The following is a 14,717-nucleotide window of genomic DNA, read 5'->3' as shown; positions in this document are numbered from 1 at the left end:
ACTGCGCCTTGCTCTATATCTGGGTACATGTTTATGTAGAATATTCCCACAAATTTACGCTCAGGCTACCTTTAACCGGAATCAACTCAAGCATGAATGAGTTAGTAGGTACCTTAAATTACACTTTGATCGCTGTTTAGTAAACCTACTATGTATATGTATATGTATGTTTATCAGGTTGCTTTTCAGGCGAGGTGTTGGCAAGGTCACTCTAATTAATCAATTTAATCAATATGATTATTCAGGAATTGCCTAAGCGATCGTTACTATTACCGAATTCTTGTCTGATTATTGCTGGGCAAGTCTCTTGAGACTGCAATAGATGATTTAGGCGAGGGACTATGATTTGTATTTGTAGATTATATGTAGATCTAGACTAGGTTTACTGAAATTAGGTTCCTAGCTTTAATCTCTTTTCATAACATTAGTTTCTTTTCATAACATTAGTTTGCTTAAAACGATCGCCAGGGAAACAGTAGATTTTTTAGATAAATCTCAATAATTACAAATTAGAGATTACAGGTATAACAACGACCTGTCGCGCTCAGATTGCTTTAATATCATCTGTGATTACTATTTAAATCATAATTGCTGGCGATCGCAGTCACCAAAATATTTTTACCTCTTTATTCATTAGCGCAGACTAGAAGGTTAGAATTTACTAAGCTCTGCAAAATGCAAAGGGCTATTTTTGTTTTTTATTCCCCTATAGGCAAAGTAGATGAGTCAGGTAAACCTTAAGCGGTTGCTCAAGAAAAAAGAGGTTTCGCCCATAGTCAAAAATATAATAGAAGCGATTGGCGCACCAATTTCTATATATGACGCTAAAGGTAACTTGCTGGTAGGCAGCGAGGCCAATCCCGACCAAGCGCGATCGCCGATCGAAGTGGGTGATCAAACAATCGGCTGGATCGTTGGTTTGCCGGAGTCTGACGATACGGTGATCGGCCTAATTCGTTTCCTTGCCCACAACGAAATTGATAAAAAACGCCTCGCCAGCGAAGTATTAAACAAATATACCGAAATCAATCTCTTCTATGAGCTGTCGGAAAAGATTACCGCCAACCTAGAAATCCCCGCCGTAATTGAAATTATTGCCGAAAAAGCCAGACGCTTAGTTAAGGCTACTAGCGGCTCGATCATGTTAATGAATGAAGAGAGTGGTTTACTGGAAGTAAATTTCTCCTTTGGCCTTGCCAGTACCAGTAATATCAAAGCGATCAAACCCAGTGAAGGGATCGCCGGTGCGGTGTTTGCCACGGGCAAGGGGGAAATTGTCAATGATGCAGCCTCCGACCCCCGCTTCATTGCTGGTAGTAATCCGGTTGGTTCATTAATCTGCGCCCCCCTAAAAACCAGGGATCGGGTTTTGGGTGTAATTAATTTTAGTAATTCAGATCCAGAAGTTGAATACACAGCAGAAGATTTGCAATTAATGCAAACCCTGGCAGCTCAGGCAGCTCAGGCGATCGAAAATGCGGTTTTGCAGGACAACAAAGTTAAGGATGCCCTGGCACGCTATGAGATCGAAAAGGGACAGAAAATGCAGCGGGACTTCTTGCCTGATGAACTAAAACTACCCAAAGAATGGGAACTATCAGCGCTATTCAAACCAGCCCGCCAGGTTGCTGGTGATTTCTATGACTCGTTTATGTTGCCCAGTGGTGGGATTGGCGTAGTGATCGCCGATGTCTGCGACAAAGGGGTTGGCTCTGCCCTGTTTATGGCCTTGTTCCGCAGCTTGATCCGCGTATTTTCCACCGAAAACGATTTAGGCAGTATTTCAATTACCCAGGCTGACACAGAGAAAGCCAAGGGACATACGCAGATTATTAACCTGGGGCATGTGAATGCTTTGCGTGCAGTCAAACTTACCAATGATTATGTAGCTGATAATCACAGCAATCTAAATATGTTTGCGACCCTGTTCTTTGGCATCATCGATCCCAAAACTGGACTGCTAACTTATGTTAATGGTGGCCATGAACCCTTAGCGATCATTAGTGATACTGGCATTAAATCGCGCCTGATGCCGACCGGGCCTGCGGTGGGAATGTTGCCGGGGATGAAGTTTCGGATTCAACAAATTGAGCTAGAACCCGGTGATATGCTGGTGGGCTATACCGATGGGGTGACTGAAGCTAAAAACCCCACCAGTAAATTCTTTACGGAAAATCGCCTAGTAGAGATCCTCGAACATCCTGAGTCTCATCCAAGTGCCACTCAATTACTCGATCGCATTGATCAGGACTTAATGGAATTTATTGCCGATGCCGATCAGTTTGATGATATTACGATGATCGCGGTGAGGCGCTGCCCTAATAGCTAAGGAAGATCTCTAAGCTTTAATCATCAAGCTAGATAAAGCAAAGCGATCGCAGCACTGCAAAGCAAATTGATGAACTTCTTGGGGAGCTATCTTTTCGTTTTACTAGTCCTCCTAATTCGCCTAATTTATGTGAATCTCAGCCCATAAACGCAGTAAATCTGATTAAGTTGGGTATGATGATCTGGCATAGATTTATAGATCTGGCGATCGCCAAGTTCTCAATCTGGCTAATTATTCTCTCTCACCTCCCCACATAACATTAGGTATATGTTTGACGACTCCACAATTTTGATCACCGGCGGCACCGGTTCCTTTGGTAAGCAATGCGTCAAGACCCTATTAGAGAGATATAAACCCCGCAAAATAATTGTTTATTCCCGTGATGAATTAAAGCAATATGAGATGGCACAGCAGTTTAGCGATCGTGCCATGCGTTACTTCATTGGTGATGTCAGAGACCGCGATCGGCTCAACCTGGCCATGCGCGATGTCGATTATGTGATTCATGCCGCAGCACTCAAGCAAATTCCAGCGGCGGAATACAACCCAATGGAATGTATCAAAACCAATATTCATGGTGCCAATAATGTGATCGATGTGGCGATGGCCAGCGGGGTCAAGAAAGTGATCGCCCTTTCCACCGACAAAGCCGTCAACCCGATTAATCTATACGGTGCAACTAAGCTAGCCGCCGATAAACTATTTGTGGCTGCAAATAATCTGGCAGGGCGATTGCCTACCCGATTTGCGGTGGTGCGCTATGGCAATGTGGTCGGCTCGCGGGGGTCAGTGGTGCCCCTGTTCCAACGCCTAAAGCAAGAAGGATCAACTGAAATCCCGATCACCGATCCGCGTATGACCCGCTTTTGGATTACCCTGCCCCAGGGGATCGATTTTGTGCTCAAGAATTTTGCCCGGATGAAGGGAGGCGAAATTTTTGTGCCCAAGATTCCTTCCATGACCATCACTGACCTGGCGGCAGCCCTGGCTCCTGGCATTCCCACCAAAATTATTGGCATCAGGCCGGGTGAGAAACTACATGAAGCCATGTGCCCAGCAGAGGTATCGCATCTAACCTGGGATTTTGAAGACCACTATGTGATCGCACCGACGATCCAATTTACCGAGCAAGATCACTATCAACGCAATGCCCTAGGTGAGGCTGGCAAACTAGTCTCAGAAGGCTTTAGCTATAGCTCGGAGACTAATACTGATTGGCTGACGGCGGAGCAGCTTTTGCAGATGATCGATTAATCTGTCGCAATAGATGAGATAGATGAAATGATTTCAAATGCTCTGATTTTGGCAAAAGTTGTTTATGAGTGATAGCGAGTGGATTCCCTATGGCAAGCAGGACATAAATCAGCAGGATATTGACAGTGTGATCGAGGTGCTGCGATCGCCCTGGATTACCCAAGGGCCAGCGATCGAGCGATTTGAGGCAAAGGTAGCCAACCATTGTGGTGCTAAATATGCGGTAGCGGTGAGTAGTGCTACGGCGGCCTTACATATTGCCTGTCTGGCAGCAGGTTTACAACCGGGCGATTGGCTTTGGACTTCGCCTAATACTTTTGTAGCCTCGGCAAATTGCGGTTTATATTGCGGCGCACAGGTGGATTTTGTGGACATTAATCCACGTACCTATAACCTAAGCATCGCGGAGCTAGAGCGAAAGTTGGCGCAGGCAGAAAGAACTAGCCGATCGCCCAAGGTATTGATCCCAGTGCATATGGCGGGGCAATCCTGTGAGATGGAGCAGATTGCAGCCCTGTCTCGAAAATATGGCTTTAAAGTAATCGAAGATGCCTCACATGGGATCGGCGCACAGTATCAAAATAAGCATCAAAATAAGTATCAAAACCAGCCTGTGGGCGATTGTCGGTTCTCGGATATGACCGTGTTTAGCTTCCACCCAGTGAAGATCATTACCACCGGTGAGGGTGGCATGGTGGTTACTAATAATCCCGACCTGTATGAAAAGCTAATCAGGCTGCGTACCCACGGCATTACCCGCAACCAAAACCTAATGGTGGGCGATCCCCACGGAACCTGGTATTACCAGCAACTGGAGCTAGGCTATAACTATCGCATCACCGATATTCAAGCTGCTTTGGGTGCTTCACAAATGGATCGCCTGACTGAATTTGTGCAACGTCGCCGCGATCTGGCCAAGCGCTACGATCGCCTCTTAAAAGACCTGCCGATCGCCCTGCCCTGGCAACATCCTGATACTCTCTCTAGCTGGCATTTATATATTATTCGCTTGCAGTTAAAGCAAATTAGCCTCAGCCATAGTCAGGTTTTTGATGCCCTACGATCGGCTCAAATTGGTGTGAATTTGCATTATATTCCTGTCCATATCCAACCTTACTATCAAAATCTGGGGTTTAAATGGGGGGATTTTCCGGCGGCGGAACAATATTACCGCGAGGCGATCAGTATTCCGCTTTTCTCTGGTATGAGTGAGGCTCAACAGGATCGGGTTATCTCAACTTTAACCAGAATTTTAAGTAAGTAATGGTCTAGAAATATTTGCCAGGATTGATGATGAGGATCATTACATAAGCTGAGTTCAACCGATTTTCTGTTTGAAACCATTGACTGATCTTTCTGGCTATTAATTCATTAATGATTGTTTTGAGCAAACTAACATTACTGCTATATCTGATTTGATTGCATTCGCTCTATTTCTGCCTGCAACATCTGATTTTGCTGACGCAGGTGCCCCACTTCCGCTTGCAATGCCCACAGATCCATATTCGCAAAGACAGGATGCTTGGGATAAAGCGATTGCATATCCAAACGGGTTTCCGGCAGATGATAACCCTTTTGAGGATCAGACAAAATCCGATCGGGAAGCCGAAGCGATCGCCCCATCGCCCGACATTGCTTGCCATGATCGATCATGCTCCGCATTAAGACCACCAGGCGATCGATGGCTGGGGTTTGACATTCCAGGGCATCATGCAGAATAGTATCTTGATATAGCAATCGCGCTGGTGATGGCGTAACCAGGCCGCTTAGCACAGGTTGAATATGGGATGCAGCGGTAATTTGCCAGGCCGCAGGTACATATTGGGGACTATTGTTATAGTCAAGCAGTGCCACCGGTAACCCCAATCGCATCCCCTCTAGCATTGCCGTTGCTGGGGTGGTAACTATGGCATCCACCGATCGGATCACCTGCTCTAGATTAGTGGGGGTAGTAATTTGAGTAGAAATGCTAGATCTGCCAATTTCCCGATCGAGCCCCTTGGGCAAATGCCAGACCGGTTCGATCTTGATCCCATTAAGTTGAGGATGGGCTTCAAACCATTGTTTTAAATCTAATAGACTTTGCTTAGTTTGGTTAATTTGTGCAGATGTAAAGCCAGGGGGCTGGGCGGTCATGATTAACAAGCGCCAGGGTTGATCGGGTTGGCGATCGCGGGGCTTGCGGTCAATTAACTGATCAAATCTAGGTGCGCCAACAATTTCGCATTTTCCCAGGTTGCCCCACGATTCAAAAATGCGGGCTTGCGATCGCCCCAGGCAAGCAACCTTATGGCATAAAATTGGCTGAAACAACGGCATGCCATGATCAGCGGATTGCGATCGCGGATTGTCCCAGATTTTGTGCCACTCCAGAATCCCATCTACCAAGTGCAAAGTTGGCACCTGCTGGCGCTTTAACTCAGTAATTATGGTTGCCCAGGGCGAAAAAGATTCATCACTAACTAAAGCCAGATCGATCTGATTACGCTGAGGCACAATCTGGCCTGACTCAGGCTCAGGGCTTAGATCAATCTTGGTTAGCCAGTTAGCTTTAAAAACCTGGCGAATCTCACGATAAAAATCCCCCCTGGTTTCTCCGTCTACCAGCAGGATATAAGGCAACATTTTTTGTTTGTAATTACTTTGGCGCAAGTGTTAATAGTTTTGGCTTAAATCGGATTTTGGTGTAAATCTAAGTTTATAGCTCCTTGTCGATTACTAAAAATTCTTGCTTCTATGCCACTAACAATATTTGTAATGCTGATATGCTCATTCCTGGCTTAGGCGTTATGCCACAAGCAAATTCAAGCATATATTTACCGATACTCACTGACTTTTGGCCTTGACCAGTAAATCGCAAATTTCGCGTACTGCCCCTTTGCCGCCCCCATGTTGAGTTACATATACCGCCACTGATTTATTGATCGGCATCGCATCAGCCACCGTAATCGGGCAGCCCACCGATCGCATTGATTCTAAGTCATTAACATCATCACCCATATACACCACCTGCTCTAGGGCAATGCTTAACTCCTGGCATAGTTGCTTGAGGGTATTCAGCTTGTCCGTCACATCAAGAAACACATGGGGAATGCCCAGCTTTTGCGATCGCTTCAAAACCACCTGGGAAGCACTAGCCGTGATGATCGCTACTGCCACACCTGCTTTCATCACCAGCTTGATCCCCATCCCATCCTTGGCATTGAATTTCTTCAGCTCTGCCCCTGTCTCGGTGTAGTACAGCCCTCCATCGGTAAGCACACCATCCACATCAAGCACCAGCAATTCGATCGGGGCTAGTTTTTTAATTAATTCCAGTTCACTGATCTGGTTCATTGCCTCTCTTGGTGATTCATAATGCGCATCCATAATTACTCTCACCAATCCTAATGCAACTTCAAGAGAACTCTTGGGAAGAGTAGCAATCGATCAGATGCAAGCCAGGGATAGTTATATCGCAATTGGATCATACCTCGCTCAAAATAACATGTAAGAGCGAAACCCCAGCTAGTCAAAACTTACCGTTGGCATTGTCTTGTGGATATTACGGATTGTAATTAACTGTTGCAATAATGCTTCAAGCTGAGCCAATGGCACCATGTTTGGGCCATCAGAAAGGGCGCGATCGGGGTCTGCGTGCACCTCCATGAATATTGCATCCACCCCCACGGCTACCGCTGCCCTGGCCAGGTGGGGCACAAACTGACGCTGACCACCGGACTTATTGCCCTGACCACCGGGCATTTGCACACTATGGGTGGCATCAAATACCACTGGATAGCCAAGGTCACGCATCTGGGGCAACGATCGAAAATCTACGATCAAAGCATTGTAGCCAAAGGAAGTACCACGCTCACACAGCAGCATATTCTGGGCACCGCCATGCTCCAGCTTAGTTACCACATTCTGCATGTCCCAGGGCGCTAGAAACTGCCCCTTTTTGATGTTGATTGCTTTACCCGTCGCTGCTGCCGCCAGCAATAGATCGGTTTGCCGACAGAGGAACGCCGGGATTTGCAACACATCCACCACTTCCGCCACCGTTGCCGCCTGATAGCTTTCATGGATATCGGTGAGTACGGGCACACCGATTTTGTCTTTGACCTGTTGCAGGATCTCTAAACCCCGATCGAACTCCTGCCCCCGAAACGAGTCGATCGAGGTGCGGTTGGCTTTATCAAAAGATGACTTGAAGATATAGGGCACACCCAGGCGATCGCAAACTTTATTGATTTCATCCGCCATCTTTAAGGTGAAATCCGCCGATTCGATCACGCAGGGGCCACTAATCAAAGCCAATGGGCAACCATCACCGATCAACAAAGTATCAGTAATTTGAGTTTGGATTTTTTGATTGGTTGGGGGCATATCCTGCTCTAAATCCTCAATCTAAATTAAGTCCAGCAAAATACGATTGCTTAAAGTATTTGCAATCAATGCTTTGCCTTACTTTTACAGGTGATTAGCATATGCTGCAAGGATTTACTATCAGGTATTGGCGATCATTGCCTGTGCCCTTTGCATTTCTGCTGGCGTGTTCACTTCCAAAACTGATTGAGCTGTATGGCAAACCACAATCCGATAGCCATGCTCCAATACCCGCAACTGTTCTAGCCCCTCGCATTGCTCCAGTGGGGTTGGCGCTAGCTTAGCATATTTACTTAAAAAGTCCTGCCGGAACGCATACAAACCAAGGTGATGGAAGACGGGCAAAGTAGCAATCTGAGCAGGGTTGCGTCGGTAGGGAATGGGCGATCGAGAAAAATATAAGGCATTGCCCTGGCGATCGGTGATTACCTTGACCACATTGGGATCGCTATAATCAGTTTCAATATCTACGAGATCCAGTGGACAACCCAGGGTAGTCATTTCCGGCGTTGCCCCATCCAGATAGGGCTGAATCAAACTAGTTAACATCTCCGCCGTCACAAATGGTTGATCGCCCTGCACATTCACCACCACCTGCATGTCTGGATATCGCTGCGCCACTTCCGCAACCCGATCGGTGCCTGTACGGTGATCGCTGCGGGTGATCGCCACCTCGCCGCCAAACCCACGCACACAATCGGCCACCTTTTCACTGTCCGTTGCCACCAAGACCTTAGTAAAAGCTGGGCAAGACTTGGTTGCCTCATAGACCCATTGCACCATCGGCCGATCGCCTAACTTTGCTAAAACCTTGCCAGGAAAGCGTTGCGACTCATACCTTGCCGGCACTACTGCCAATATTTCCATTACAATCCGCTCCTGACCACATCATGAATGCGCAACAAGCCCATACAGTAATTTTCTGGATCGACCACAGGCAAAACCGAAATTTGCGAAGGACGATTTTCCATCAGTTGCAGGGCATCATAGGCCAAGGTATCAGCGGCGATCGTAATGGGCGCTTGGGTCATGATTGCGCTTGCGGTTAATGCTTTGATGTTGCTGAGATCGGTATGCTCGATCGTGCGGCGCAGATCGCCATCGGTGATGATGCCCAGTAGGTGACCCATTGCGTCTACTACTAACGCAGCCCCCAGGCCACCTTTGCTAATACCACTTACAATCTCTAGCCAGGAGTCGTTTGGTGTCAGCGTCGCGCAGTTGGTAATATCATGCATTATGGTTGCCACCCGTAATGTCAATCGTTTGCCTAGTCGTCCAGCGGGATGATTCAGGGCAAAATCTGCCGGAGTGAGTCCTTTGATTTGAGTAACGGTCATGGCCAGGGCATCACCGATCGTAAGGGCAACTGTAGTGCTGGTAGTCGGGGCCAGGTTCAGCGGACAGGCTTCACGATCGACAGAAGCATCTAGCACCACATCGGCTTTCCGTGCCAGGGTTGAATTCAGATTGCCCACGATCGCCACGATTGGCACCTGCCGATATTGAAGATGGGGCAACATGCCCAGGATTTCTTCGGTTTCGCCACTGTTGCTAAGTAAGATCGCCACATCATTGGCCATGACCACACCTAAACCACCATGCAAAGCATCACAGGGATGCAAGCAGATCGCCACCGTGCCGATGCTGGTGAGGGTGGCAGCGATCTTTTGAGCCACAATCCCCGACTTGCCCACCCCCGCCAGCACTACCTTACCCTGGCATTCCACCAGCAACTTCAAGGCCTGACCGACTTGATTAGTTTGCAGCCGATCGGCGGTTTGGGCGATCGCCTTTGCCTCCAGCCGGAGCAATTCAGCCACTCTATTAGCTGCATTCATATCTTGATTTACCCGTTGCATCTGCGCCCTCCCTCACCAATCGTTCACAACTACAACTTAAACTAGGAATAGTGTAACTAGGAGGTTTTCTATGGTTGAATTTTTAGTTGTATGGCTCGTTGTTGCGATTGGCCTGATCGTAGTCTCCAAACTTGGCTTGGGAATTGAAGTCGACGACTTTGGCTCCGCTCTGTTTGGCGCAGGGGCGCTCGGTATTGTCAATGCCCTGATCCGACCGGTATTGGCATTTTTCTCTTTTCCGATCGTATTGCTGACCCTCGGCCTATTTGCACTGGTCATAAACGGAGTTTGCCTGATGATCGCTGCTGCCCTGGTGCCTGGGTTTAAGGTAAAAGGCTTTTTCGGTGCGGTGATTGGTTCGATCGCCCTGACTATATTTAACCTGATCGTTTTTAAACTAGCCGGTGTAACCTAATGGTAGAAAACGATTGACAAACTAAGCTGATTGTCTAAATGCCTAAACAACTGCTGAGGTCATTCTGCCCCATTCCCATAGGGCTAAATTAGACCAGCCGATCGCCCTTGCTGTCTACCACTGCCTGACCATCTTCTTTGCTGAATTCACCTTTTTGGGGATTTCCCAGAATATCCAATACAGCCTCAGACGGGCGGCAGAGCTTGGTTCCCTTAGCCGTAACCACGATCGGTCGGTTAATCAAAATTGGCTGTTCAAGCATGAAATCAATTAATTGATCATCACTCCACTTGGGATCAGCTAAGCCCAATTCATCATAGGGTGTGCCCTTGCGCCGCAGTAGATCCCTAGGGGCGATCGCCATTTGCTCAATCAGGCTCACCAGCTTTTCGCGGGTGGGTGGATTTTTTAGATATTCAATGATTTCCGGCTCCTCGCCACTGTTGCGGATTAGCGCCAACACATTACGCGAAGTACCACATTTGGGATTGTGATAGATGGTTACAGACATATTAATAATTTGGTTTTTAATTTGATTTTTAACTTTTCAGCATCACTAAGTTCAAACTATTAAGTTCAAACTATTAAATTCAAACCAATAATACGAATATGCTGCATAACCATCAAGTGCAGGCGCTATTCGGGCAAAACATCCAGTTCAATTACATCTGCTTCCGCAATTTGCGGTAATAGCTCCTCGATCGAAACAGTCTTAGCGCGATCGCCCCCGGTCATATCCTCATATCCAGCCATCCCCACTGCCAGCAATTCTGCCCGTTCTTGACGTGCCATATTATCATCGGGATTCAAGCGCAGCCAATCACTATAGACATGCAAAGCATCATACCAATAGCCATTTTCTGCCAGCAGTCTTGCCTGCCCCAAGACCGAATCAGCATTAGCCAAGGCAAACTCCAGTTGGGCATTAGCCTCATATACCACCAGTGAATTAGCATCGACCTGGGTTTCTAAATCCGCCGATCGCCAGCGAATATGCCAGGCGCGTACTTGGTCATGGGGTAATGCTGGTGCCGGTTCTGCCAAAGCATAGCTATAGAGCGTGGGCTGATTGGCAACCGTAAAAGACTTAGTTTTAAAAATTGTGCTCAGGCGGGTTAGTTGTAGTTCGCCTGCTTTGACTGGTACATCCCTGAGGCTGAAACTAAGCACGAATTCTTGATCGTTGGTTGGCTGCGACTCAGAATCAGTTTGATTAACTTGATCGACTTGCTCAGCAGCATCACTACAATCCTGGGGCGTAATGTACCAATAAAAAGTTGGGCGAGACGACAGCGTTTTTGCACCATCGGGCGGCACCAGCGCGGTTACTAAGGGTGGGCAATTGCCACGTACACCAGTGCCAGTAGTGGCGGTTCTGGGCAGACCCAATCCATAATTAGTGCGACGGGATTGGGCAAAGGCGGCTGAGTCGATCGTGAGCGCGGCTGTACCAGCAGCAAGGCTGGTGGCTAGCAAAATCAACCCCAGCTTAAGCTGTCTTAGGGGTTCTAATTGCCGTAAATTAAAATTCATGGCTGTCTCCTGAATAGTCTAATGTCTCTGCAATATGGTTGTGGGAGTATGTGCTATGGCGATCGTTACCGAATCAACACCTAGTACATATACTATCTAGTGACTTAAATTATGGGAATTAGTTCATTTATTGGTTGAAATTTTTGACCAAATATATTAACCAATCTAATTTAAGGTTGCCCTTTGATCGGCTTGAATCGCTCAGGGGCATGATAATTGAAACATTTACCACTGCTTTAGTCGGGCAATTACAACCAACTAATAGTTAGCAAAAACCGTTAGCAAAAGTAGTAATTATTTCTCCAAGCGAAGTATTGAACAAGAGCGATATAACTATCAGTGATTACATTCAATCGTAATTACATTCAAGCGATCGTTTTTAATCAATTTAATCAATTTAATCAATTTGCTCAAACCGACATATATCAAGGTAATAACCATAACATTGGTTTATTTTGACGCTCGCAATTCATGTGCCAGTTTTACAACTGGATCGCCAACTAAGAGCAAATGATAATTAGATCGCCTAGAGCGCCGATCGCCAAAATCAGCCCCAACATACTAGTTAGAGCTATTGCAACTATGGCGATGTTTTAGCAAGCTAAGTTAGACAAATTTGGATAATCTCTGCTGCTGCTCACTTGCTAATGATTGCTAAGCGATCGGCTTTTCGTAATTAATCTCTACCATTGTGTGCACATTGCCACGGGGGTTGTAGTCACCCTTAATCTGCACCCTGATTGGATCGCAGGCGGCAATAAAATCATCCAGAATTTGATTGATCGATTCTTCGTGAGAAATATAGCGATCGCGGTAACCGTTGATATATAGCTTGATCGCCTTTAGTTCAACTACTAGCTCATCGGGGACATAGGTAATGTAGATGGTGGCAAAATCGGGATAACCAGAGAAAGGGCATTTACAGGTAAATTCTGGCAAGGTGATATTTACCTTGTATTCCCGACCAGGACGAGGATTTGGGAACGTATTAAGTTGGTTCGCAGCGATCGCTCTCTCGCCGTATTTTTCTTCTTGATCAGTAACAGTCATAGATAATGCCTCGAATTTATGCCGGATTTATAATTTAATTCTAGTTCTAGTTTTTTGGTGGTGGCTGGCTAGGAAACATCACATGGATAGCCAAACTTAATTACGTTGAATTGATTAGGACTATTTGCTCAGAAATATTAACGATCAGGATTTGAGCATGGTTGCGTTTGAACTAACGGCAATGGGCTCAAATGAACTCCCAAACTATTTTTAACAACCCCCAAACAAGTTTATATAGAGATTCAGCTTGCCAGCCTATATATAGTTGAAGTCTTCAGGAGCTACCACTGGCTAATCAAATCATTGGGTCATAAACTGCAAAAAGCATCAATCATTTATCTAACCAATATCTACCTAACCAATACTGTGTTAATTTTCAGTGAAAATCTTTGGTAGTGGGATAGACTTCAGTCATGGTATAGACCTCGATCATGGTATAGACTTCAGTTATGGGATATCAGCAAGGATTTTTAGCAAATGACTTTTGAGTCAGTTTTTAACCTATGGCTAAATATCATTACAGATGCAGGGCGATCAAATTTTGAAAGCTTAGTCTGTGTAGTAATCAACTAATTTAGATACTTGGGATAGTAATCTAGCTAAAGCGGTTCCCCTCGCAAATAGTTACCCATCATCTTTTTTGTGGTTAACTAGTCTGCTCCGCAGCAATTCTAATTGCTATATTCCAACAAGTCTATTCGTTTAGCAATAGTTTAGCTAATTTCTTCAAGATTAAACTTGCGCAGCACCACTTCGGGAGTCAGAAAATCAGAACGAATCACACCAATCCCCAAAAACACCATTTCCTTAGCATCATGGCGATCGCTTGTGTATACCCTCACATTAGCCAAATCGATCACATCAGATGGGATGTCAGTTATGGCTGACTCAGCAGCTTTCTGCCCATCTAGTTCATCGCTACCAGTGCCAGAGTTTTTTGGAGCCGTTGAGCTAACCTCTACAGCCGATTGGGACTCAGCCATGCCTGGCAGTTGAGCCCATGAACCATGTAATCGCTCCACCATCTCCAATGGAATTGCTTGCCCTTGGCACCAGCGTTTTGCCGATTTGTGCCCCAGCTTAATTGCTTCTAAATGTAGTAATACTCGATCGGGAGCGATCAAATACTTTTCAACTTGATCGTCTGTTTCTAATATAACTGCCAGCTTATCAAAATCAACACTATTGTCCAGGCTGAACCCATTACTATAGGTACGCTCTAAGTTTGCCAGCGTTGCGCCGTAACCAAGCTTTGCGCCTAGATCACGGGCGATCGATCGAATGTAGGTGCCAGTACCACATGCGATTGCTAACTCCATTTGGGGAAATTCACCACCATGCCAACCCAGCACCCGCAATGATTTTACGCTCACTGTCCTGATTGGCACTTCCACTTCCTGGCCAGCCCTGGCTAATTGATACAGACGCTTGCCCTTAACTTTTATGGCGCTATAGGCAGGTGGATATTGCTGGATCTGGCCAACAAATTGCGGCAACAAGGCTTCGATCGCAGTTTGGGTTAATTCCGGGCAGGCGGTTTTAGTTAAAATCTCGCCATCGAGATCATCGGTATTAGTGGTAATTCCAAATTGCACGGTTGCCCGATAGGCTTTGCCCTCTGGCAGAAACCGCAACAGTCTGGTTGCCTTGGTAATTGCGATCGGTAATACTCCGGTTGCAGCAGGATCAAGGGTTCCACTATGGCCAATCTTTTTGAGATTGAGCATTTTGCGTAGCCGCGCCACGCAGCCATGAGCGGTAATGCCTGCCGGTTTATTCAGATTCAGGAAAGCTCCCAGCATGGTGACTCTATAAAATGTTGGATTTGAAATTTGATTGCCAGCGCTGAGATGACTAGGACTTAATCAGTTCTTGCCAATTCCCAGACGGTCAGGATCAGCATAGT

Annotated in this window: 13 protein-coding genes; 4 read left to right on the top strand and 9 right to left on the bottom strand. The window is 46.3% G+C overall.

The genetic code is table 11. From position 1 onward, the window contains the following. Positions 1–721 precede the first annotated feature (721 nt). The 3 genes from PSE7367_RS00370 (at position 722) to pseC (ending at position 4,847) form a co-directional block, all read left to right on the top strand. Positions 722–2,329, top strand: a complete 1,608-nt coding sequence (locus PSE7367_RS00370) for a PP2C family protein-serine/threonine phosphatase (protein ID WP_015163368.1) — start codon at positions 722–724, stop codon at positions 2,327–2,329. Between the two features lie 267 nt (positions 2,330–2,596). Continuing rightward, on the top strand, positions 2,597–3,583 hold the full coding sequence (gene pseB, locus PSE7367_RS00365; protein WP_015163367.1) for a UDP-N-acetylglucosamine 4,6-dehydratase (inverting): 987 nt from the start codon (positions 2,597–2,599) through the stop codon (positions 3,581–3,583). A 64-nt stretch (positions 3,584–3,647) separates the two neighbouring features. Then, positions 3,648–4,847, top strand: a complete 1,200-nt coding sequence (pseC, locus tag PSE7367_RS00360) for a UDP-4-amino-4,6-dideoxy-N-acetyl-beta-L-altrosamine transaminase (RefSeq protein WP_015163366.1) — start codon at positions 3,648–3,650, stop codon at positions 4,845–4,847. Positions 4,848–4,987: 140 nt separating this feature from the next. On the opposite strand, the gene PSE7367_RS00355 is transcribed toward pseC, so the two are convergent. The 5 genes from PSE7367_RS00355 to PSE7367_RS00335 form a co-directional block, all read right to left on the bottom strand. Continuing rightward, positions 4,988–6,208 (bottom strand): hypothetical protein, encoded by a 1,221-nt coding sequence (locus PSE7367_RS00355; RefSeq protein WP_015163365.1) that lies wholly within the window; start codon positions 6,206–6,208, stop codon positions 4,988–4,990. A gap of 201 nt (positions 6,209–6,409) precedes the next feature. After that, positions 6,410–6,952: a KdsC family phosphatase gene (locus tag PSE7367_RS00350; protein WP_015163364.1), complete on the bottom strand. Its 543-nt coding sequence runs from the start codon at positions 6,950–6,952 to the stop codon at positions 6,410–6,412. A 138-nt stretch (positions 6,953–7,090) separates the two neighbouring features. Beyond that, complete coding sequence (gene kdsA / locus PSE7367_RS00345; protein ID WP_015163363.1) at positions 7,091–7,951, bottom strand: 3-deoxy-8-phosphooctulonate synthase; 861 nt, start codon at positions 7,949–7,951, stop codon at positions 7,091–7,093. A 120-nt stretch (positions 7,952–8,071) separates the two neighbouring features. Continuing rightward, positions 8,072–8,818: a 3-deoxy-manno-octulosonate cytidylyltransferase gene (gene kdsB / locus PSE7367_RS00340; RefSeq protein ID WP_015163362.1), complete on the bottom strand. Its 747-nt coding sequence runs from the start codon at positions 8,816–8,818 to the stop codon at positions 8,072–8,074. Then, on the bottom strand, positions 8,818–9,813 hold the full coding sequence (locus tag PSE7367_RS00335; RefSeq protein WP_015163361.1) for a KpsF/GutQ family sugar-phosphate isomerase: 996 nt from the start codon (positions 9,811–9,813) through the stop codon (positions 8,818–8,820). The genes kdsB and PSE7367_RS00335 overlap by 1 nt, the downstream gene beginning before the upstream one ends. A gap of 70 nt (positions 9,814–9,883) precedes the next feature. On the opposite strand from PSE7367_RS00335, the gene PSE7367_RS00330 reads away from it, so the two are divergent. Beyond that, the gene (locus tag PSE7367_RS00330) at positions 9,884–10,228 is read left to right on the top strand and encodes a phage holin family protein (protein ID WP_015163360.1); all 345 of its coding nucleotides are present in this window, start codon (positions 9,884–9,886) and stop codon (positions 10,226–10,228) included. Positions 10,229–10,316: 88 nt separating this feature from the next. Here PSE7367_RS00330 and arsC read toward each other — a convergent pair whose 3' ends face one another. The 4 genes from arsC to truB all read right to left on the bottom strand — a co-directional run bounded on the left by arsC (position 10,317) and on the right by truB (position 14,613). Then, positions 10,317–10,739 carry an arsenate reductase (glutaredoxin) gene (gene arsC / locus PSE7367_RS00325; protein ID WP_015163359.1) on the bottom strand — a complete coding sequence of 141 codons (423 nt, stop codon included), beginning with the start codon at positions 10,737–10,739 and terminating at the stop codon, positions 10,317–10,319. A gap of 125 nt (positions 10,740–10,864) precedes the next feature. Beyond that, positions 10,865–11,761 carry a DUF928 domain-containing protein gene (locus PSE7367_RS00320; RefSeq protein ID WP_015163358.1) on the bottom strand — a complete coding sequence of 299 codons (897 nt, stop codon included), beginning with the start codon at positions 11,759–11,761 and terminating at the stop codon, positions 10,865–10,867. A gap of 654 nt (positions 11,762–12,415) precedes the next feature. Further along, positions 12,416–12,811 carry a preQ(1) synthase gene (gene queF / locus PSE7367_RS00315; RefSeq protein WP_015163357.1) on the bottom strand — a complete coding sequence of 132 codons (396 nt, stop codon included), beginning with the start codon at positions 12,809–12,811 and terminating at the stop codon, positions 12,416–12,418. Positions 12,812–13,524: 713 nt separating this feature from the next. Continuing rightward, positions 13,525–14,613, bottom strand: coding sequence for a tRNA pseudouridine(55) synthase TruB (gene truB / locus PSE7367_RS00310; RefSeq protein WP_015163356.1), 1,089 nt, complete (start codon positions 14,611–14,613; stop codon positions 13,525–13,527). Positions 14,614–14,717: the final 104 nt, after the last annotated feature.

It is taken from the genome of Pseudanabaena sp. PCC 7367 (genome assembly GCF_000317065.1).
Classification (GTDB): Bacteria; Cyanobacteriota; Cyanobacteriia; order Pseudanabaenales; family Pseudanabaenaceae; genus Thalassoporum; species Thalassoporum mexicanum.
The sequence above is the reverse complement of the archived record's forward strand: the minus strand, read 5'-3'. Positions and strand labels throughout refer to the sequence as shown.

What these genes read in the sequence shown, in the direction of transcription:
- PSE7367_RS00370 (WP_015163368.1), top strand. Translation starts at nt 722, where the DNA reads ATGAGTCAGGTAAACCTTAAGCGGTTGCTCAAGAAAAAAGAGGTTTCG.
- truB (WP_015163356.1), bottom strand. Translation starts at nt 14,613, where the DNA reads ATGCTGGGAGCTTTCCTGAATCTGAATAAACCGGCAGGCATTACCGCT.
- PSE7367_RS00355 (WP_015163365.1), bottom strand. Translation starts at nt 6,208, where the DNA reads ATGTTGCCTTATATCCTGCTGGTAGACGGAGAAACCAGGGGGGATTTT.
- PSE7367_RS00330 (WP_015163360.1), top strand. Translation starts at nt 9,884, where the DNA reads ATGGTTGAATTTTTAGTTGTATGGCTCGTTGTTGCGATTGGCCTGATC.
- kdsA (WP_015163363.1), bottom strand. Translation starts at nt 7,951, where the DNA reads ATGCCCCCAACCAATCAAAAAATCCAAACTCAAATTACTGATACTTTG.
- PSE7367_RS00320 (WP_015163358.1), bottom strand. Translation starts at nt 11,761, where the DNA reads ATGAATTTTAATTTACGGCAATTAGAACCCCTAAGACAGCTTAAGCTG.
- pseC (WP_015163366.1), top strand. Translation starts at nt 3,648, where the DNA reads ATGAGTGATAGCGAGTGGATTCCCTATGGCAAGCAGGACATAAATCAG.
- arsC (WP_015163359.1), bottom strand. Translation starts at nt 10,739, where the DNA reads ATGTCTGTAACCATCTATCACAATCCCAAATGTGGTACTTCGCGTAAT.
- PSE7367_RS00335 (WP_015163361.1), bottom strand. Translation starts at nt 9,813, where the DNA reads ATGCAACGGGTAAATCAAGATATGAATGCAGCTAATAGAGTGGCTGAA.
- kdsB (WP_015163362.1), bottom strand. Translation starts at nt 8,818, where the DNA reads ATGGAAATATTGGCAGTAGTGCCGGCAAGGTATGAGTCGCAACGCTTT.
- queF (WP_015163357.1), bottom strand. Translation starts at nt 12,811, where the DNA reads ATGACTGTTACTGATCAAGAAGAAAAATACGGCGAGAGAGCGATCGCT.
- pseB (WP_015163367.1), top strand. Translation starts at nt 2,597, where the DNA reads ATGTTTGACGACTCCACAATTTTGATCACCGGCGGCACCGGTTCCTTT.
- PSE7367_RS00350 (WP_015163364.1), bottom strand. Translation starts at nt 6,952, where the DNA reads ATGGATGCGCATTATGAATCACCAAGAGAGGCAATGAACCAGATCAGT.